Annotated in this window: 19 protein-coding genes and 1 pseudogene; 8 read left to right on the top strand and 12 right to left on the bottom strand. The window is 70.5% G+C overall.

Annotated elements, in window-relative coordinates; translation table 11 throughout:
• Positions 1-1,939: HelD family protein (locus tag E1267_RS23010; protein ID WP_342774865.1), on the bottom strand; the 1,939-nt coding region annotated here is incomplete at its 3' end.
• A 143-nt stretch (positions 1,940-2,082) separates the two neighbouring features.
• On the opposite strand from E1267_RS23010, the gene E1267_RS23005 reads away from it, so the two are divergent.
• Both E1267_RS23005 and E1267_RS23000 read left to right on the top strand, forming a co-directional pair.
• The gene (locus E1267_RS23005; protein WP_342774864.1) at positions 2,083-2,448 is read left to right on the top strand and encodes a DUF488 domain-containing protein; all 366 of its coding nucleotides are present in this window, start codon (positions 2,083-2,085) and stop codon (positions 2,446-2,448) included.
• Positions 2,449-2,459: 11 nt separating this feature from the next.
• Positions 2,460-2,693, top strand: a pseudogene (locus E1267_RS23000) (phosphotransferase); the annotation flags it as partial.
• A 114-nt stretch (positions 2,694-2,807) separates the two neighbouring features.
• On the opposite strand, the gene E1267_RS22995 reads toward E1267_RS23000, so the two are convergent.
• From E1267_RS22995 to E1267_RS22980, 4 genes are all read right to left on the bottom strand, one after another.
• Positions 2,808-3,695: a phosphotransferase enzyme family protein gene (locus E1267_RS22995; protein WP_132334777.1), complete on the bottom strand. Its 888-nt coding sequence runs from the start codon at positions 3,693-3,695 to the stop codon at positions 2,808-2,810.
• A gap of 546 nt (positions 3,696-4,241) precedes the next feature.
• On the bottom strand, positions 4,242-6,029 hold the full coding sequence (locus tag E1267_RS22990) for an ABC transporter permease (RefSeq protein WP_132334775.1): 1,788 nt from the start codon (positions 6,027-6,029) through the stop codon (positions 4,242-4,244).
• Positions 6,029-6,769: an ABC transporter ATP-binding protein gene (locus E1267_RS22985; RefSeq protein ID WP_132334773.1), complete on the bottom strand. Its 741-nt coding sequence runs from the start codon at positions 6,767-6,769 to the stop codon at positions 6,029-6,031. Before E1267_RS22985 ends, E1267_RS22990 begins: the two co-directional genes overlap by 1 nt.
• Positions 6,766-7,299, bottom strand: coding sequence for a PadR family transcriptional regulator (locus E1267_RS22980; protein ID WP_132334771.1), 534 nt, complete (start codon positions 7,297-7,299; stop codon positions 6,766-6,768). The genes E1267_RS22985 and E1267_RS22980 overlap by 4 nt, the downstream gene beginning before the upstream one ends.
• Before the next feature lie 174 nt (positions 7,300-7,473).
• On the opposite strand from E1267_RS22980, the gene E1267_RS22975 reads away from it, so the two are divergent.
• A complete protein-coding gene (locus E1267_RS22975) occupies positions 7,474-8,235 on the top strand; it encodes an SDR family NAD(P)-dependent oxidoreductase (protein WP_132334769.1) in 762 nt (253 codons plus the stop codon).
• 40 nt (positions 8,236-8,275) lie between these two features.
• Here E1267_RS22975 and E1267_RS45350 read toward each other — a convergent pair whose 3' ends face one another.
• Entirely contained in the window at positions 8,276-8,479 is a 204-nt protein-coding gene (locus tag E1267_RS45350) for a hypothetical protein (RefSeq protein WP_181957828.1), read from the bottom strand.
• Positions 8,480-8,569: 90 nt separating this feature from the next.
• Here E1267_RS45350 and E1267_RS22965 point away from each other — a divergent pair, with 90 nt between their 5' ends.
• Positions 8,570-9,115 carry a dihydrofolate reductase family protein gene (locus E1267_RS22965; protein WP_220449623.1) on the top strand — a complete coding sequence of 182 codons (546 nt, stop codon included), beginning with the start codon at positions 8,570-8,572 and terminating at the stop codon, positions 9,113-9,115.
• 332 nt (positions 9,116-9,447) lie between these two features.
• Here E1267_RS22965 and E1267_RS22955 read toward each other — a convergent pair whose 3' ends face one another.
• The 3 genes from E1267_RS22955 to E1267_RS22945 are packed head-to-tail and all read right to left on the bottom strand — an operon-like array spanning position 9,448 to position 11,815.
• Entirely contained in the window at positions 9,448-9,903 is a 456-nt protein-coding gene (locus tag E1267_RS22955) for a MarR family transcriptional regulator (RefSeq protein WP_132334765.1), read from the bottom strand.
• Positions 9,904-9,953: 50 nt separating this feature from the next.
• Entirely contained in the window at positions 9,954-10,934 is a 981-nt protein-coding gene (locus E1267_RS22950; protein WP_132334785.1) for a zinc-binding dehydrogenase, read from the bottom strand.
• Positions 10,934-11,815 (bottom strand): haloalkane dehalogenase, encoded by an 882-nt coding sequence (locus E1267_RS22945; RefSeq protein ID WP_132334763.1) that lies wholly within the window; start codon positions 11,813-11,815, stop codon positions 10,934-10,936. The genes E1267_RS22950 and E1267_RS22945 overlap by 1 nt, the downstream gene beginning before the upstream one ends.
• 74 nt (positions 11,816-11,889) lie before the next feature.
• Here E1267_RS22945 and E1267_RS22940 point away from each other — a divergent pair, with 74 nt between their 5' ends.
• From E1267_RS22940 to sigJ, 3 genes are all read left to right on the top strand, one after another.
• Positions 11,890-12,393: a MarR family winged helix-turn-helix transcriptional regulator gene (locus E1267_RS22940; protein WP_132334761.1), complete on the top strand. Its 504-nt coding sequence runs from the start codon at positions 11,890-11,892 to the stop codon at positions 12,391-12,393.
• Between the two features lie 91 nt (positions 12,394-12,484).
• Positions 12,485-13,063 (top strand): carboxymuconolactone decarboxylase family protein, encoded by a 579-nt coding sequence (locus E1267_RS22935; RefSeq protein WP_132334759.1) that lies wholly within the window; start codon positions 12,485-12,487, stop codon positions 13,061-13,063.
• Positions 13,064-13,074: 11 nt separating this feature from the next.
• Complete coding sequence (gene sigJ, locus E1267_RS22930) at positions 13,075-13,926, top strand: RNA polymerase sigma factor SigJ (RefSeq protein WP_132334757.1); 852 nt, start codon at positions 13,075-13,077, stop codon at positions 13,924-13,926.
• Here sigJ and E1267_RS47965 read toward each other — a convergent pair.
• Positions 13,916-14,338: a DoxX family protein gene (locus E1267_RS47965; protein ID WP_425465089.1), complete on the bottom strand. Its 423-nt coding sequence runs from the start codon at positions 14,336-14,338 to the stop codon at positions 13,916-13,918. The genes sigJ and E1267_RS47965 overlap by 11 nt on opposite strands.
• A 297-nt stretch (positions 14,339-14,635) precedes the next feature.
• Positions 14,636-15,778: an FAD-dependent oxidoreductase gene (locus E1267_RS22925; protein WP_132334755.1), complete on the bottom strand. Its 1,143-nt coding sequence runs from the start codon at positions 15,776-15,778 to the stop codon at positions 14,636-14,638.
• 54 nt (positions 15,779-15,832) lie between these two features.
• Between E1267_RS22925 and E1267_RS22920 the strand changes: the two genes are divergently transcribed.
• Entirely contained in the window at positions 15,833-16,525 is a 693-nt protein-coding gene (locus tag E1267_RS22920) for a TetR/AcrR family transcriptional regulator (protein ID WP_132334753.1), read from the top strand.
• 107 nt (positions 16,526-16,632) lie between these two features.
• On the opposite strand, the gene E1267_RS22915 is transcribed toward E1267_RS22920, so the two are convergent.
• On the bottom strand, positions 16,633-18,135 hold the full coding sequence (locus E1267_RS22915) for a glycoside hydrolase family 1 protein (protein ID WP_132334751.1): 1,503 nt from the start codon (positions 18,133-18,135) through the stop codon (positions 16,633-16,635).
• Positions 18,136-18,177: the final 42 nt, after the last annotated feature.

Below are 18,177 nucleotides of genomic sequence, written 5' to 3'. Positions count from 1 at the left end.
GGCGCACCGCCCGCGGCCGCGCCCCGCCCGACCGCACCGACTCCGGCGGCTCCTGCTCTGGCGCGAACGCCCGCAGCACGTCCGCCGCCACCCGCATGATCTCCACCGGCGTACGGTAGTTCACCAGCAACCGCTCCACGCGCCAGCGGCCCTCCAGATAGGGGTCCAGCACCTCGCCCCACGAGCGCGCCCCCGCCGCCGACCCCGTCTGCGCCAGATCGCCCACCACGGTCAGCGACTTGGCCGGCACCCGCCGCATCACCATCCGCCAGGCCATCGGCGACAGCTCCTGCGCCTCGTCCACGATCACGTGCCCGTAGGCCCACGAGCGGTCGGCCGCCGCCCGGTCGGCCGTGGTCAGGCCCGAGCCGTCGTCGGTGTGCCGCTCGGCCAGCACGTCGGCCCGGTCGAAGATGCCCTGCTCGGCCACCCCGGTCGACTGCAGCACCTCATGGGCGTAGAGCTCCTGCTCGGCCCACTCCAGCGCGGATTCCCTGGCCGCCGAGCGCCGCGCCGAGTCGTCCTCCCCGAGCAGCTCGGCCGCCTCGTCCAGCAGCGGCACGTCACCCGGCGTCCAGGCGGATCCGGGCGGGCGTACGAGCTCCCGCCAGTCCAGGTCCGGCGGCGCCACCGACCGCAGCGTCTGCTCCGACGACAGCAGTTCGTCGATCAGCCGCTGCGGCGTCAGCTCCGGCCACAACGCGTCCACCGCTCGCCGGACCTCCGGCTCACCCCACAACCGCCGCGACGCGAGCTCCAGATCGATCTCGTCCAGGTCGGCCTCCAGGTCGAGCGGCTCGTTCAGCTCAGGCTCGTCCACCTCCAGCTCCTCGATGTGCAGCGACTCCTCCAGCGCCCGCGCCTCTGCCCTGGCCAGCTCCTTCAGCAGCTCGCTCACGTACAGCTTGCGCGCCATGTTGTGCGGCAGCCGCACCGCCCGCGCCCGCTCGCGCAGCCGCGCGCACACCTCGTACGGCACCCGCAGCCGCAGCCCGTCCAGCTCCACCACCAGGTCACCGTCCGGCACCGCCTGGCGCAGCTCCAGCGCCCTGGCCACCACCCCGGCCATGCGCGGATCCCCCTTGGCCACCGCCGCGCCCGGCGCGTCGGCCGCGCTCGCCCGCACCCCCGGGAACATCTCCCCGACCGTGGCCATCACCACCTGCGTCTCCCCCAGCGCCGGCAGCACCTGGCTGATGTAGCGCAGGAACATCGGGTTGGGGCCCACCACGAGCACCCCGCGCCGCTCCAGCGTGTCGCGGTGGGTGTAGAGCAGGTACGCCGCCCGGTGCAGCGCCGCCACCGTCTTGCCGGTGCCGGGACCGCCCTGCACGACCAGCGCCCCCTGCAGCGAGGAACGGATCACCCGGTCCTGCTCGCTCTGGATGGTGGCCACCACGTCGCTCATCCGGCCCGTCCTGCCCCGGCGCAACGCCGCCAGCAGCGCAGCCTCGCCCACCAGCGCGCGCCGGTCACCGTCGCTCATGCCGTCCAGGTCGAACACCTCGTCGTCGATACCGACCACCGTGCGGTCCTTCAGATGCAGGTGCCTGCGGCGCACCAGGCCACCGGGATCGGTGGCCGTGGCCACGTAGAACGGCCGCGCCGCCGGCGCCCGCCAGTCGATCAGCACCGACTCGTGCCCCTCGTCGCGCAGACCGATCCTGCCGATGTACGTGGTGTGCCCGGAGCCGTCGTCGAGCCGGCCGAAACACAGTCCGCGCTCGACCGCGTTGAGCTGGGCCAGGCGCCGCGCCTGCTCGGAGGCCGTCGTCTCGCGCTCGACCATCGCCTGGCGGGTGCCCGTCGCCCTGCCGTACGCCGCGCGCAGCGCCTCCTCCGCCCACTGCCGGGCGACGTCGAGCCGGCCGTACAGCCACGACACGGCACGCTGCTCGCTGTCAAGGGCTTGCGCGAGACCATCTTGACGATTAGCCATTCGCTGGTATACTCCTATCGGGAGGGTTGTGAATGCTCGTGCTAGGTAAAGTCAGCGTCCGAGCTTAACCCCCGCGCCCGCGCGCGGCAACCCCACAGACGTCGCCTCGTCCGCGTGCGCGTATCGTCGTGTCAGAGGAGGCGATGATGGCGAAGAGGACCACGATCCACGTGCGACGCGTCCACGACGAGCCCGCAGGCGACGACGGCACCCGGGTCCTGGTCGACCGGGTCTGGCCGCGCGGAATGGCCAAGGACCGGGCCCACCTCGACGAATGGTGCAAGCAGGTCGCACCTTCCACGGAACTGCGCACCTGGTACGCCCACGACCCCGACCGCTTCGAGGAGTTCGCCCGCCGCTACCGCGACGAGCTGCGAGACCCGGAACGCGCCGAGGCCCTCACCCACCTGCGCGAACTCGCCAAGGACCGGCCTCTCACCCTGCTCACCGCGACCAGGCGGCCCGAGATCAGCCAGGCCGCCGTCCTCGCCGACATGCTCACCGCGTAAAGCGGGAAAAGATCGACTGGGACGAGGTCGCGATCGGCGATACCGCTGAGGACCTTGCGGCCATCGGCGCCAGCTACGGCAAGGACTTCCTTAGCCGGGTACTCACGCTCGGCGGCTGGTCGGACAAGAAGATGGCCACCCGCATCGCCACCATCCGCACCACCTTCGCCCTGCAGCAGGCCCTGTCCGCGCGCCGCGACGGCGACGAAGAAGAATTGGCGGACGGCCTGACCGGCTACCGCTGATTGCAGGCTAGCGCGCTGGCTGGCGTCAGTCCTTGTCAGCCCGGAGCCGACGATCAGTCCGTTCGTCACGCCGATGACGATGCCCGAGGGCTCCCGGATCTCTGCCAGCCCCTGTCAGGGGCGCAGCCGGTGGAACAGCTCTACCCGGGCGCGGTGGTATTCGACGTCCGCCTCGTCGTGTGTCACCCCTGAGTGGACGGCCTTGTGGAAGTAGGCATACTCCCTGCGGAGCTTGTGCCTGACGAGCTGAGCGAGCGACTCCTCGTCCAGGCGGGCTGCCGTGCCGCCCTCCTCATGGTAAGCAGCCACGAACTCCTCGCTCGGCCCGGCCAGGTCGTCGCCCCATTCCAGGGCGGCGGCGGCCAGCTCCAGCTCAGGGGCGCCGACAAAGGTCTCGTCCCAATCGAGAACCGCCACTATCCGGCCGTCGTCCCTGGCCAGTGTGTTGCCGGTGTAGTAGTCGCCGTGCAGAGGGTGACGCACGGGGTACGCGGCGTGGAAGGCGGCCAGCCAGCGGTCCAGGTCGGGGTCGTCCAGCTCGGTGGCGTCCTGAGGCGGATCGCCGTACAGGCCGGACTCCTGAAAGGCGGGCACCGGGCGCGGGCCGGGGCAGCAGTCGGCCAGAGACCTGTGAAGCCTGGCAAGCAGACGGGCACCGGCTTCGCGCTGAGCCGGAATGTCGGAGTCCGGCCAGGAGCCCTCGACATACGGCCAGCAGGAGATCGGGCGGCCGTCCACGACGATGACCGTCATCCCTCCGGCAGCCGGCAGCGGGGCGACAGCCTCGAGCAGGCCGGCGGCGGCGTGCCGGGCAATCGCGTGGCACCACTCCGACTCGGCGGCGGCGCGACCCGCCGGGCCGACGCGGATGACGTGCCCGTCGAAGCGGTAGGCGGCGGATTCCTCTCCGCCGTGCAACCGCTCACTCTCCCCCGTGACACCCCAGGTCAGAGCCACGGCTTCGCGGATCTCACGGGTAAGGGGCGTCTTGACATAGATCATCCCGCCAGCCTACGTGCTTCCGTTTGGCGGCAGATGCGCCACGGTTGAGACAACTTACTGTCAAGAGCCACGTGCGTGGCCGCGAACGCCTACCCCACGAGAGAGGGAAGACCTGAGGCCAGTCCCAGCACGATCAACACTCCAAGCGGTGGCTTCGCCCGGACCGATGATCTGGCTTGATGTGGTGCGCAGACGTGAGAACGACGGGGGTCTTCCGTCGGCCGGAATGCCGCCGTTGTACACGCATCAGCCCGAGAGTCCAATCGACGCGCCAGGCCTCCGGGCTGCCGCCGCGTCCATCAGCCGGGGTGACTCACCGCTCCGGGCAGGGGCGTGGCGCTATGAACCCGGGCATCACCGGTGATCAGGCGGGCTACAGAGTAGGTGCCTAACGGCCTAGCAGAGTCATGCCAAGGGCGACCTGTTCGTTGGATTCTGCTCCATTGCTACCGGGCCCCCTTCGGGCTCTCCGACCTGCTGTGACACGACCATTTGCGGGCCTCGGCCCGGTGTACGCGCCGCCTCCCGCCGGCCCAGCGGGACCGATCACGCTGATTCGGCGCTGAGGGTCTGCGCCACGGGCCGGCGGGCCGCCAGGCGCGTGGGCAGGGCGGTGAGCGCCGCCGTCGCCACAAGAGTCGCGACCACGGCGCCGAGCAGCCAGGACGACGGAGGGTCTGCCGCGTTCCCGGCGGCGAAGAGCGAGAGCAGGCCGGTGCCCAGCGGCACCCCGACGACGGCGCCGGGCACGCTGGACAGGAGCTGGGCGGCCGACAGCCCAGCGGAGACCTGCCCCGGGGTGGCGCCCAACGTGCGGGCGATCGCCAGGTTCGACCGGGCCGCCATGGCGGTGGTCCAGGTGAACGTGATGGTGTTCACCACGGCCAGGACGATCAGCAGGACGGTCACGGCGAGCATCAGCCGGCGGTCGTGCTCGCCCCGCAGATTGGGCAGCACGGAGGAGCCGTCCAGGCCGTAGCCCCGCTCCGGCTGGGCGTACAGGGTCAGCAGCGCGACGATCCCCATCACTGTGGTGGCGGTGGCGCACGCCTGCAGCACGGCGCGGCCCGGCCGGCGGGCAGTCAGCCGCAGGCCGAGCAGCAGCGGCGCGGGCAGCAGCGCCGACCACGCAGCCAGCCAGGGCCGGTGACGAGGCTGGCGGGCGGTGGCGCCCAGCGCCGTGACGGTCGCCGTACGCAGGGCGCGCAGCGTGGGACGCAGGGCCGACAGCACCGCCACCGCCACGGCGAGAGCGGTCGCCGCGGCCACGGTGACGCCGCCCGGCCCGGCGGCCTCGCCGATCCGGCTGGCGGTGGGACTGGCGATGAGCGGCGCGGCCAGACGGGCGACCACCAGCCCCAGCACGTCGCCGGCCAGCGCGAGTGCCAGATACTCGGTGAGCAGAACGACGGCGATCAGACCCGGCCCGGCGCCCACGGCCTTGAGCAGCCCGGCCCGGCGCGTCTGCTCAACGGCGCGTCCCGCCGCCAGCGCCGCCACTCCCGTGACAGCCAGGAAGCTCAGCAGCCAGCTGCCGACGACCAGGATCGGCAGGCTGTTCCTCAGGATGGCCATGTCCTGCTCGGCCGTGAACTGCCAGGAGTGGAAGTGGGCCACGAGGGGCAGCTCGCGGTGGGCCTCGCGGAAGGCCCCGGTGGCCGCGGGATCACGCAGCTTGAGATCCACGGCCGTGGTCACCGGCAGATCGCGGGACGAGGCCAGGTCCCGGGCGTCGGACCGGGTCATCCACGCCAGGCCGCTGTAGTCGACGGGACCGCCGCCCGGGCCGATCTGCGCCCCCCAGGGATAGACGGAGGTGGCCGCGGCCACCGCGATCCCGACAACGGGGTAGGAGCGGCCGCCGATGGCGACGCGGTCACCCACGCCGGCGCCCAGCGCCGCGGCGAAGCCTCGTTCGAGCACCGCGCCGCCGGGACGCACCCAGCGCCCCGAGGTCACCAGCGGCCGGTTGACCGCGCCGGGCTTCTCACCGAAACCGTGCACCACCACGTTGGAGGTGCGGCCGCGCGCGGTGAGGCCGGCGTGGACGACGCGATAAGGCCCGTGGTGGGCCACCACGTCCGGATCATCGGCCAGCGAGGCCAGTGCCCTGGTGACGGCGGGACCCGACTCACCCGACAGCACCACCACGTCCGGCCCCGCGGTGGCCGCCCGGGTCCGCTCATACAGCGCATCGCTCACGCCCCGCAAGGACAGCCCCGACGCCATGGTGGCAGTGGCCACGGCCACCGCGAGCACGAGCATCACGGCCTGCGCCCTACGCCGGCGCACACCGGCCAGCACCAGGCGCGCGACCAGCACGACAGCGCCCATCAGCCGTCCAGCCCGATCAGCCCGCCAAGCCCCCGCCCGTGAGAACCGGCCAGGTAGGTGTCGTCGGCGAACATCCCGTCACGCATCGAGATCAGCCGGTCCGCGGTGGCCGCGACCCGCTCATCGTGCGTGACCATCACCAGCGTCTGCCCCGCCGTACGCAGCTCTTCGAAAATCCGTAACACCTCCAACGTCGCCGCGGTGTCGAGGTTGCCGGTCGGCTCGTCGGCCAGAACGATCAGCGGATCGTTGACCATCGCCCGGGCGACGGCCACCCGCTGGCGCTGCCCGCCGGACAACTGCGACGGCAGATGCCCCGCGCGGCCGGTCAGCCCGACACGTTCCAGCAAACGGCCCGCCCGCCGCCTGGCCTCACGCCGCGAGCCCCCGGCCAGCAGGACCGGCAGCTCCACGTTCTCCGCCGCCGACAACTCCTCCACCAGATGGAAGGCCTGAAAAACGAACCCCACCGAACGGCGCCGCAACCGCGCCAGAGCCCGCTCACTCAGCGTGTCCACACGCCGCCCGCCCAGCCACACCTCCCCGCCGCTCGGCCGTTCCAGACCACCCAGCAGATGCAGCAACGTCGACTTCCCGCACCCACTGGGCCCCATCACCGCCAGCATCTGCCCCCGCGGCACCTCCAGATCCACAGCGTCGACCGCGCGCACCAGGCTCTGCCCCTGACCGTGATGCTTGGCCAGGCCACGCACCCCGACCACGGCAGCCGGCCCGTTCACGCACCCTCGCCTTCGTCATCCGTGCTCGACCAGGCCCGCTCGCAGGCCTCCAGCCAGCGCAGGTCCGCCTGCAACCGCAACACGACCCCTTCCAGCAGCAGACCGGCGGGCGACCCCACCGGCTCGGCCAGCGCCGCCCGCTGCGCCTCACGCACCCGGCGCAGCAACTCACGGCGCTGCGCCCCCACCAGCTCCACCGGATCGGCCAGCCGGGCCGCGGCCGCCGCGGCGAGCTTGAGATGAAACTCCGCAAGATCCGGTTTCGGCCAGCTCACTTCGGACAACCAGGCGCTCACCCGCTGCTGCCCGGCCGCCGTCAGCGCGTAAACCTTGCGCTCCGGCCGCTCAGGCAGGCCGTCCGTGCGCTCACCGACCACGAGTCCCGCCTTCTCCAGCCGGGCCAGCGTCACATAGATCTGGCCGGGGTTCATCGACTCACCCAGCGGGCCGAGGCTGCGCCGCAGCCGGGCACGGAGGCCGTACCCGTGCGACGGCTCCTTGGCCAGCATCGCCAGCACCGCGTCCTGCATGCCACCCCCTAACGGTTGGCTAATAGATAGCGGTTATTCATCAGAGGTGTCAAACGGTGCGCCTCGGGAGTTCCCGGGGCTCGGAACCGTTGCGGGCGGGTCCCCGAGCACGCCGGACCCGAGATCGAAGGCACCCGTCAGACCCTCTCAGGCAGGGTGCTAACTTGACGCTCCATGTCGGACTATCTGCGTGAGCTGTTCTCCCTGCACGGCCGGCGCGCCCTGGTCACCGGCGGCAGCTCCGGAATCGGGTACGCCATCGCCGAAGCCATCGGCCGCGCCGGAGCCGAAGTCGTGGTGGTCGCCCGCAGGCAGGGCCCGTTGGACAAGGCCGTCACCCGGCTGCGCGAGCACGGCGTCACCGCCTCCCCCATCAGCGCCGACCTCGGCGAGCGCGGCGACGTCGAGCGGGTCTGCGCCACGGCGGGCACCATCGACATCCTGGTCAACGACGCCGGCAACAACATCCGCAAACCCATGGCCGAGCTCACCGTCGACGACTACGAACGCACCGTGGCCGTGCACCTCACCGCGCCGTACCTGCTCGGCCAGCACTTCGGCCCCCAGATGGCCGAGCGCGGCTGGGGACGGATCATCAACGTCGGCTCCCAGCAGTCGATCAGCGCCTTCGGCGACAGCGGGGCCTACGGCGCGGCCAAGGCCGCCCTCGCCGGGCTGACCCGCTCCCAGGCCGAGGCGTGGTCGGCCCACGGCGTGTGCATCAACACGATCATCCCCGGATTCGTGCTGACCCCGCTGACCGAACCCGTCCAGGCCGTGCCCGGCCGCGTCGAGGCGCTCGCCGCCCGCCACATGACGGGCCGCAACGGCCTGCCCGAGGACTTCGCCGGCGCCGCGGTGTTCCTGGCCGGTGACGCCTCCGCGTTTGTCACCGGCCAGATGCTCTTCGTCGATGGAGGGTTCTCGGTGCACTGAGACAGAATTAGGTCCAGACCCGGCGCCTTTACTTTGTAGATTACTTACGTCGGATCTGGCGCACCCCCGCCCCGTCGCGCCAGGCGTCCATGACCAGCTCGTCGCCCTCGACCCTCGTCCGCACCACCTCCGTCAGCTCGTTCCGGAACAGGTGAGAGCCGGAATCCGACTCGAACGCCTCCAGCACCGCCGGTGCGGTGACCTCCACCGCGCGCGCCGACCCCGTCCAGACCGGCGGGGACACCGGCACCACGGTCGCCGAGCTCGTTTGGCGAACCGGCCCTTTCTCCGTACATTAGTAAACGAACATACATTTACTATGAAGGAGATCCCCTTGACCGCCCGTCATCCCTTCACCTGCAAGGTCTTCATCGGCATCAGCCTCGACGGGTTCATCGCCCGCGAGGACGGCGACCTGCACTGGCTCACCAGCCGGGGCGAGGCCGCCGGCGACGACCTCGGCTACCACGCGTTCATCAAGGACATCGACACCGTCGTCATGGGACGCGGCACGTACGAACCCGGCCTGACCTACGACCCGTGGCCGCACGCGGACAAGCACGTAGCCGTGCTCAGCAGCACCCTGCCCGAGGACGCCGACCCCCGCGTCACCGTCCACCGCGACCTCGGCGCGCTCCTGCGGCACCTGACCGAGCGCGGCGCCAAGGGCGTCTACGTCGACGGCGGTCAGGTGATCCGCGCCTTCCTGCGCGCCGGGCTGATCGACGAGATGACCCTCACGACGGTCCCGGTGCTGCTGGGCACCGGGCTGCCCCTGTTCGGCCCGGTCGGCGGCGACATCCCGCTCACCCACGTGTCGACCCAGGTGTTCGGCGCGGGAGTCGTCCAGTCCACCTACCGGGTCCACCGCCCCTCCTGAAGCCGCACGTTATAACGTTCGCCCAGCTCACGCGGCTTGTGAGCATGGCGGCGGTGTAAGACTGGACCTGACGGAGGGGGAACGTCATGATCGAAGTGAAGAGCATCGACAAGCCGGACGAACGCCGCGACTTCCCGATGGGCCACCTGGAAGTGTGCCACCTCAGCGGGCTCGCCTTCGGCGTCGCCACGTTCGAGCCGGGCTGGCGCTGGTCGGCCTCGGTCAAGCCGATCGCGGGCACGGACCTGTGCGAGGTCCACCACACAACGGGTTCGTCGCCGAGGGACGCCTGCGCGGCGCCGTCAACGGCCGAGCCTTGGCGGTGGGGGCGTTCAGGCCGCGGTCCGCCGCATCTGCTCGGCGTTCACCACCAGGTGACGGAGCACCTCGATGGTGTCGGCGTACCTTTCCGCCGTCACTCCGTCCCTGATCTGACGGCCTGCTCGCTCGACCTCGCGCGCCAGGGCGGCGTGCGCGGTCTCGCCCTCGGGGGTGAGGCTGTAGGGCTCCCGCCCGGTGATCCAGCCGCGCTGCTGCAGATCGTCGATCGCCTGGTCCAGGTCGACCGAACTCCCGGACCAGAACGGCCGGAGCCCCTGTGCGATCGCCTCCCTCGTAGCCGGCCCGCGCCGGCCCGCTCGGTCGAAGTCGGGCCCTGGGGCGAGCAGGTTCATCGTCTGCCAGTGGCGCCGGTGCAGCCCCTTCGCCGCGAGTACTCGGTTGAGGTTGTCCTCGATGAGCTGGTCGAGGAGCTTCAGCCAATAGCCCAGAGGGCGACGTTGTTCCATGCTGATCCCTTCTGCGACGACCCGGCACGTCCGGTCCCGGCCGTCGGGTGTCATGGGCGCAGGACGGTTTTTCCGGTGGTGGCGCGGGATTGCAGGGCGATGTGGGCGGCGGGCGCGTCGGTGAGGGCGAACCGCTGACCGATCACCGGGACGAGCCGTCCATGGGTGAGCGCTTCAAGGGCATCGCGCTCGAGTGTCCGGGTGCCGCCCGGACGCTGGAGGATGCGGGCGCCGATGGCGGAGGCGGCGCTGATGCCGCGGCTGAACAGGTCGCCGGTCGACAGTTCGGTCAGGGATCCCGAGGACGAGCCGAACATCACCAGGCGTCCGGTGACGCCGAGCAGTTCCAGGGCGCTTCGGCCGATCTGGCCGCCTACCCCGTCGAGGGCGAGCGTCACCGGGCGGCCCGCCACCGCGTCGCGTACCTCGTCGGGCCAACCGGGCCGGGTGTAGTCGATGGCGTGGTCCGCGCCGGTCCGGCGGGCGAGCGCGACCTTGCCGGGACCGCCCGCGACGCCGACGACCGTCGCGCCCGCCGAACGGCATGCCTGGACCAGCAGGGTCCCGATTCCGCCGGCGGCCGCGGTGACCAGGACGACGTCGGCGGCGGTCGGCGCTGCGAGTTCGAGGATCGCCATGGTCGTCCGGCCGGTGCCGACCATGGCCACGGCACAGTCGGCGTCGACGTCGTCCGGCAGGACGTGGACGGCCGCCGCGGGAGCCAGCGCCAGTTCGGCGTATCCGCCGCTGGCCAGACCGAGATCGGCCACGACGCGTCGACCGAGGAGAGCGGCGTCGGCGGCGGCGGCGACCTCGTCGATCGTTCCGGCGACCTCCCGGCCCGGTGTCATGGGCAGGCGGGGCGCGACCCGCGGCCCGCCTCCACCTTGGCGGATGACAGTGTCCAGCACGTGGACACCTGCCGACTCGACCCGGATCCGCACCTGGTCACCGGCCGGGTGGGGGTCGGGCACCTCCTCCATCCGCAGTTCCTCGGGGCCCCCGAACGCATGTTGCCGGATCGCTCGCATCACCCTCGGCCCTCTCCGCCGGCCAGCAGGGCGTGCTTGTCCAGCCATGCGACGAGCGAGGCGGCGATGGCCTCGGGCTGGTCCTCGGGGGTGTGGTGGCCGGCCGTTCCGTGCGTCTCGATCTGCAGAGCGGACATGTGAGCGGCGCACCAGTCGATGATCTGCGCGCTCATCATCTGGCCCGGGCCGGGCTCGAAGGCGAGCAGGAGTTTGGGTACGTCCGCGCTGGCCGCCAGCCACCGGCCGTAGGCGTCGACTCTGGCGACGACCTCGGCGGGCTCCCCGTCCAGCGGCATCGCCCGCGGCCATTGCAGTAACGGGACCCGGGACTGCCGGGTCGGGTACGGCCGGCCGTAGACCGCCAGGTCCTCCTCGCTCAGCCCGGGGACGGTACGCGGCAACGCCTGCTCGATGAAGGCGTTGTGGTCCAGCACCAGTTGCTCGCCGACCCCGGGTGTGCGCATCGATGCGAACAGCGGCCGGGCGTCGGCGGGAAACTCCTCCCACGACATCGGTTTCACGATCGTCTCGGTGAACGCGATGCCGCGCACGCGGCCGAGGTGGCGGGCGGCCCAGTCGAAGGCGAGCGCGCCGCCCCAGTCATGGCCGACCAGCACGACCCGGTCGAGGTCGAGCGCGTCGAACCAGGCGTCGAGATATTCGGCGTGGTCGGCGAAGCTGTAGGCGATGTCGGGTTTGCCGGACTCCCCCATGCCGATCAGATCGGGTGCGAGGCATCGGGTGAACGCTCCGGCGACGGGCAGGATGTGCCGCCACAGATACGACGACGTGGGGTTTCCGTGCAGGAAGACCGTCGTGGCCGGCCCGGTGCCGACCTCCCGGTAGAAGATCGTCGAATCCAGGACATGTGCGGTGGGCATGACAGGCTCCCCTGAAGGACGGGATACTAGACAGGTATCTGACCACTATGAGATCTAGACAGGTGCCTGTCAATATGAACGGAGACCCCTCCGCGAAGCGGCTGCGAATCTCGCTGCTGCTGCGCCTGCTCCACCGCGAGTACGCCGCCGGCATCGACGCGGCCCTTGCCGAGGCTGGCTTCGGCGACATCCGCTCCGGGGACGTCAAGGCGCTCCCGTTCGTCCCGCCGGAGGGCATCCCGGTCCGTGACCTGGCCCTCCGCGCCGGTGTGCGTAAACAGACCATGGCGCAATCGGTCGACCAGCTGGAACGGGCGGGCTACCTGGAACGCCACCCGAATCCCCACGACGCCAGGTCGCGACTGGTTGTGCTCACCGAACGGGGAAAAGCGGTCCAGCCGCTGGCGGCCGGCGCGGGAGACCGGATCGAGGAACGGTGGGCCGAACTGACAAGCCCCGAGGACGTCGAGGCTCTCCGCGCCCAGCTGCACCGCCTGCTGGACCGGATCGGTGAAGCGGACCCCGATGCCGCCGCACGCCTGGCCTCGATCGACAGGAGCCGACTCGGCCAACAGTGAGAGGGTGTCACCTCGGCTCAGCTGTCACATTCGAAGGCCCGGCGGTGTCTTCATGTCGAACACCCAGAACGCACACCTACAGGAGACCGTCATGGCGCTTCGCGTTCCCAAGGCCGAGCTTCCCGCCGACCTCAGGGACAACATGATCAGGCAGTTCGGCAGCGTGCCCGAGAACGTCGAGGTGCTGTGGAACAACCCCGCACTGGCCCGTGACAACCTGGAGTTCGGCGCCAAGGCAGGCGCGTGGAAGGCCGCCGAGCCCAGCCTCAAGTCGTTCGCGCACATGGCCGTCGCGGCACAGATCGGTTGCAGCTGGTGCCTCGACGTCGGCTACTTCCAGGCCCGGAACGACGATCTGGACCTGGCCAAGGCCAGCCAGGTGCCGCGCTGGCGGACCTCGGACGTGTTCACCCCGCTGGAGCGGGACGTGATGGCGTACGCCGAGGCCATGTCGAACACACCGCTGACCGTCACCGACGAGCAGTACGCGAGTCTGCTGGAGCGGCTCGGCCCTGCGGCGATGGTCGAGCTCACCACGTACATCGCCTACGCCAACCTCGCCACCAGGGCCAACGTGGCGAACGGGGTCACCTCGCAGGGCTTCTCCGAAGCCTGTGAGATTCCGCTGGCCGAGGCCCCTGGGAAGTCCGGCGCGGCGCCGGCGGCGTGACCAGGGACACGATGACCGAGGACCCGTTTCTCACCCACCGCAGCCTGCTGTTCACCGTCGCCTACGAGCTGCTCGGGTCGGCGGCCGACGCGGAGGACGTCCTGCAGGAGTCCTGGCTGCGGTGGGCCCGTGTCGATCGCGCGCAGGTGAGCGCCCCGCGGGCCTACCTCGTCCGGCTCGTCACCCGGCAGGCGCTCAACCGCCTGCGCACGCTGTCGCGCATCCGCGAGGACTACGTCGGCGAATGGCTGCCTGAACCGCTGCTGACCAGCCCCGACGTCGCCGACGACCTCGACCTCGTGGAGAACGTCTCGATCGCGATGCTGACCGTGCTGGAAACGCTCGCGCCGACGGAACGTGCGGTGTTCGTACTCCGCGAGGTCTTCGACATGCCCTATGGGCAGATCGCCGAGGCCGTCGAGAAGTCCCCGGCCACGGTACGGCAGATCGCCCGGCGGGCCCGCGACCGTGTCGCGGCCCGGCAGCCCCGGGTACGGGTGAGCCGATCGGAGCAGCAGATCGTGGTGGAACGGTTCCTGGCCGCGGTGCGCACCGGGCAGGTCAAGGAGCTGATGGAGGTCCTGGCGCCGGACGTGGTCCTGATCGTCGACGGCGGCGGGCTCCCGTCAGCCGCCCGGGCTCCGATCCATGGGGCCGCACTCGTGGCGGAGTCGCTCGCGCTCCCCGACCGGACGGTGTCGGCCGTCTGGCTCAACGGCGCGCCCGCCGGCCGGGTCGAGACCGACGGTCAGGTGGCCGCGGTGAGTCTGGTGGTCGAGAACGGGCGGGTGAGCCGGATCCACGCGGTGGCGAACCCGCACAAGCTGACGCGGCTCAGGGAGCCGACCAGCCTCACCCGATAGTTCGCGATCGCGTCATCGCAGGCCCGCGACCGGATCGACCGGCCGCGGGCTCGACGCCCGATCGGCGCCACTCGTTGATCGCATTTCCAGGTGCGGATACAGGTTGCCCAGGACCCGGTTGCCGGGACACAGCCCTCAGGAGACGAGCGTGCAGTGGGTGAACAGGAAGGTGTAGCCGCACGTGGTACCACTCCGAACCGACGCCAGGATCGAAGAATGCACCGGCGTGGGGCCATTCCTTGAGCCGGGGTAGACGCGGCAGGACCTGCACCACCGCTCCGGGGATCTTCCACAGCCCCAAGACGACAACGACGTGGGGCGGGTAGTGCAGGTGCAGTTCCAGGACGCCGCGGACGTAGTCGATCCACAGCAGGTCCCAGAGGCCGCCCACGAACGACTCGGCCGTGGTGATCAGGGTCGAACCACTCGCTCTCAGCAGGCAGAAATTCTTCAGCGGCCACTTCTCGTTCTCCTTCGTATGCCTTCGACAGCTGTGAAGGATCGCGAAGTGGCCGCCCTCATGTCACGTCGATCTTTCCCTCACGGGCATCAAGGCGACGTACAGGTTCAAACCCGTACACCACTCCCGTGGACGCTAACCACCGCCCCGTGGCGGAGTTCGTATGGCGGGCCGTATCTGCCGGAAGGAACCGCGGCGCCGTGCTGTCGTGAAGCCGTGGCGAGTTGCTGGTGCTCTCGCCTTTGGCAGTCAGGATGGCTGGACTTCGTCGAAGAGGGCGAGGGCTTCGGTGGGGTCCGGGCTCACGAGACGTTCCAGACCGGCCGTCGCGATATTCGCCCACCTGCCGGCCCGCGCCCACATCTGTTCCTCGAAGGCGCGGACGGCCTCGTCCAGATCGCCAGGGCCGGGGGCGGCGGCGACGGACTCGGCGAGTTCGGCGCCTTCCAGCATCGCGAGGTTCGCGCCCACCCCCAATGGGGGCATCAGATGGGCGGCGTCGCCCAGGAGCGTCACTCCGGGGACGTGGGCCCAGGTGTGGGACACGGGCAGGACGTAGAGGGGGCGGTGGACGAAAGCGGTGCCGTGGCGGAGGAGGTCGAGGACGGGAGCGGCCCAGCCGTCGAACAGAGCCAGCAGACCTGATCGCACGGCCTCGACGTCGACCGAGTCCAGGCCCATATGCCGGTCCAGGTTCGTGTGCCAGTCCAGCGGCGCGCGGAACTGGGCGTACACCTTGACGTGGCCGCCGCTGTTGCGCTGGGCGACGAGGGCGCGGTTCACGCCGTACACAGCCATGGAGCCGTCGCCGATCAGCCGGGCGAGGTCAGGGTGGCGGGTGTCGACGTCGTCCAGCGAGGTCTCGACCAAGGTGACGCCGGTGTAGTGCGGCGTCGCGGACGAGACCGCCGGGCGGACCCGGGACCAGGCGCCGTCCGCGCCGACCACGAGGTCGAACGTCTCCTGCCGCCCGTCCGCGAAGTGGACCAGCACGCCATCCCGGGTCTCCGGCACCACCTCCGTCACGCCCCGCCCCCACTGGACGTCGAGGGAGCCGAGCAGGAGGTCACGGAGTTGCCCGCGGTCGATCTCGGGATTGGCCCGGTCGTCGGGACGGGGTTGCCAGTCGCGAAGCACGGTCCCGTCCGTGTCCAGGATGCGCATGGCCTGCCCCTCGGGACGGGACAGCGCCTGGAACTCCGCCAGCAGCCCCGCCATGCTCAGCGCGAGCTGGCCCATCCTTTCGTGCAGGTCCAGCGTGCCGCCTGGGGGACGGGCGTCGGGAGCGGGATCGCGTTCGAGGACGGTGACGGGGTGATCGAGGCGGTGCAGGACGCGGGCGAAGGTAAGACCGGCGGGGCCGCCCCCAATCACGGCGATACGATGTCTCATGTAGATACACTGTATTGCAATAAAACGGTGTATCGCAACAGTACGATGTAACGCATGAATGTGTGGGACCGGCCCGAGCCGCCGACTCGCCCCGCGCCGCTCGACCGGGAACGAATCGTTGCCGCCGCCATCGCGCTGGCCGACCAGGGTGGACTGGAGGCGGTGTCGTTGCGCAAGGTCGCCGCCCGGCTGGACGCCGGCCCGATGCGGCTGTACGGGTACATCTCCACCAAGGAGGAGTTGTTCGACCTCATGGTGGACGAGGTCTACGCCGAGATCCTCCCCGAGGAGCAGCCCGGCGACTGGCGCGAGGTGCTGTGCACCCTCGCCCACCGCACCAGGCAGGCCACCCTCCGTCACGAATGGCTGGCCGACCTGCTCGGCGGCCGCCCGACCCTGGGCCCGAACGCCCTCGCCGTGACCGAGGTCACGCTGGCCGCCCTCGACGGCCTCGCTGACCTCGACACCGTCATGCGCGCCGTGGAGACCGTCAGCGCCTACTTCACCGGCGCGATCAGGCGCGAGATCGCGAACCTGCGGGCAGAGCGCGCCACGGGCCTGTCCAAGCGCGACTGGCAGCGCGCCTCCGGCCCGCATGTGACGAGGATGCTGGCCACGGGCCGCTTCCCGGCGCTCGCCAAGGCCGTGCACGACGGCACGGAGGTGGACGCCGAGGTGTCCTTCGCGACCGGCCTGGACTGGGTCCTCGACGCCGTGGCCGCCAAACTCGCCCGGCCGCCGACGTGACGCCCAGGATGTCCAGGTGACATCCGCTGCCCGGCTCCGCACAGGCCAGCACCAACCGCGACCGCCAGGCCGGCTTCGAGGATTCTGCGGCCGACTGCGTGAGCTGATCACGCTCGCCGTCGGACAGGATGATCTGAACCTCTTTTGCCGTCTTCGGCGGCAAGCCCGTTAGCGGCGATCACGTCGCGATACCAATATCCCGAGGACTTGATGGTCCGCCGGCCGGTTTCGCGGTCGACGTGGATCAGCCCGAAGCGGTTGTCGGGATCGTCCAGCAGGGACCACACGCTCCAACCGCGCAGGTCGACGCCGTCGCAGATGGCGTGATGCGCAGACCGCAGGTGGTCGCGGATGTACATGCGGCGGGCGGTGTCCTCGACGGTGCCGTCGGCGGTGACGGTGTCGGGGAAGGCGGCACCATTCTCGGCCACGTAGAGCGGCAAATCGCCATACCGGTCGCGGATGGCGCACAGGACACTGCTCAGTCCGTCGGGAGCGATCTCCCAGCCCAGCTCGGTGACCGGCCCGGTGGGATCCGTCACATGCACGTCCAGCAGCTCCGCCAGAACGGTTTCCTGGCGTTCGATCGCCGCCAGCTCGGCGATGCCGAGCTGTTCGAAGCCGTCGGGAAGCGCATCTGCAGGTGTCTGTCCGTGCCTCGACCCAGTGACGGACAGCCGGAGATAGTAGACGACGCCGAGGAAGTCGATCGGAGTGGAGATGACAGTCAAATCGCCCTCGGCGACCGATGGCCACTCACGCCGCAGTCGATCAGGCAGGTCGTCGGGATAGGCGCCGAGGAGGATCGGGTCGAGGAAGAGCCGGTTGAAGTAGCAGTCGGCGCGCCGGGCCGCGTCACGATCGGATCGGCGATCGGACGCCGGCCGGATGTCGGTCATCACGGTGCTGAGGCCGATCTCGCCGTGGGCGCGGCCGGCCCGGAACGCCTGCACCGTGAGGCCGTGCCCGAGCAGCAGGTGGTGGCCGACGCGCAGTGCGGTCCGCAGGTCCCGGATGCCCGGCGAGTCTTCGCCGACCACATGCCCGAGGTGGACGATCGACCAGGGTTCGCAGATGGTGAGCCAGCGGGCGACACGGTCGCTCAGCCGGTCGTACATGACGGCGGCGTAATCAGCGAACCATTGCGCGCAGTCGCGGTTCGCCCATCCTCCACGATCTTGCAGCGCCGCCGGCAGGTCCCAGTAGTACAGGTAGGGGAAGGGCGTGATCCCGGCTTCCAGCAGCGCGTCGACGAGTGCGTCGTAGTGATCGAGGGCCGCCCGGTTCACCGTGCCGACTCCCTCGGGAAAGACGCGTGACCAGGAGATCGAGAAGCGGAACGCCTGCAGTCCGATCTCCCGTGCCAGAGCTACGTCCTCCTGGAAGCGCCGATAGTGGTCGACGCCGTGCTCCAGCGACTGGCCTGAAGCTCTGTTACCGGGGGTTCTGGCGAAGGTGTGCTGAATGGACGGCCCGGCGCCGTCGGCGAGAGGCGCGCCGTCCATGAGGAACCCGGCGGTGGACGCGCTCCAGAGGAAGCCGTCTGGGAACCGGATGGAGCCGGACTCGCCAAGGCCGGCAACGCCGGGCTTGGGGGCGCCTGAGGACATCGTTCCCTCCCTTGTTACACTAATGTATACACATGGAATATA

It is taken from the genome of Nonomuraea longispora (assembly GCF_004348345.1).
Lineage (GTDB): Bacteria > Actinomycetota > Actinomycetes > Streptosporangiales > Streptosporangiaceae > Nonomuraea > Nonomuraea longispora.
This window is presented reverse-complemented; position numbering and strand designations above follow the sequence as displayed.

Bases quoted from the DNA above. Each gene is read 5' to 3' on its own strand.
- E1267_RS23005 (WP_342774864.1), top strand. From the start codon at position 2,083: ATGATGGCGAAGAGGACCACGATCCACGTGCGACGCGTCCACGACGAG.
- E1267_RS22995 (WP_132334777.1), bottom strand. From the start codon at position 3,695: ATGATCTATGTCAAGACGCCCCTTACCCGTGAGATCCGCGAAGCCGTG.
- E1267_RS22990 (WP_132334775.1), bottom strand. From the start codon at position 6,029: ATGGGCGCTGTCGTGCTGGTCGCGCGCCTGGTGCTGGCCGGTGTGCGC.
- E1267_RS22980 (WP_132334771.1), bottom strand. From the start codon at position 7,299: ATGCAGGACGCGGTGCTGGCGATGCTGGCCAAGGAGCCGTCGCACGGG.
- E1267_RS22975 (WP_132334769.1), top strand. From the start codon at position 7,474: ATGTCGGACTATCTGCGTGAGCTGTTCTCCCTGCACGGCCGGCGCGCC.
- E1267_RS22955 (WP_132334765.1), bottom strand. From the start codon at position 9,903: ATGGAACAACGTCGCCCTCTGGGCTATTGGCTGAAGCTCCTCGACCAG.
- E1267_RS22950 (WP_132334785.1), bottom strand. From the start codon at position 10,934: ATGCGAGCGATCCGGCAACATGCGTTCGGGGGCCCCGAGGAACTGCGG.
- E1267_RS22945 (WP_132334763.1), bottom strand. From the start codon at position 11,815: ATGCCCACCGCACATGTCCTGGATTCGACGATCTTCTACCGGGAGGTC.
- E1267_RS22940 (WP_132334761.1), top strand. From the start codon at position 11,890: ATGAACGGAGACCCCTCCGCGAAGCGGCTGCGAATCTCGCTGCTGCTG.
- E1267_RS22935 (WP_132334759.1), top strand. From the start codon at position 12,485: ATGGCGCTTCGCGTTCCCAAGGCCGAGCTTCCCGCCGACCTCAGGGAC.
- sigJ (WP_132334757.1), top strand. From the start codon at position 13,075: ATGACCGAGGACCCGTTTCTCACCCACCGCAGCCTGCTGTTCACCGTC.
- E1267_RS22925 (WP_132334755.1), bottom strand. From the start codon at position 15,778: ATGAGACATCGTATCGCCGTGATTGGGGGCGGCCCCGCCGGTCTTACC.
- E1267_RS22920 (WP_132334753.1), top strand. From the start codon at position 15,833: ATGAATGTGTGGGACCGGCCCGAGCCGCCGACTCGCCCCGCGCCGCTC.
- E1267_RS22915 (WP_132334751.1), bottom strand. From the start codon at position 18,135: ATGTCCTCAGGCGCCCCCAAGCCCGGCGTTGCCGGCCTTGGCGAGTCC.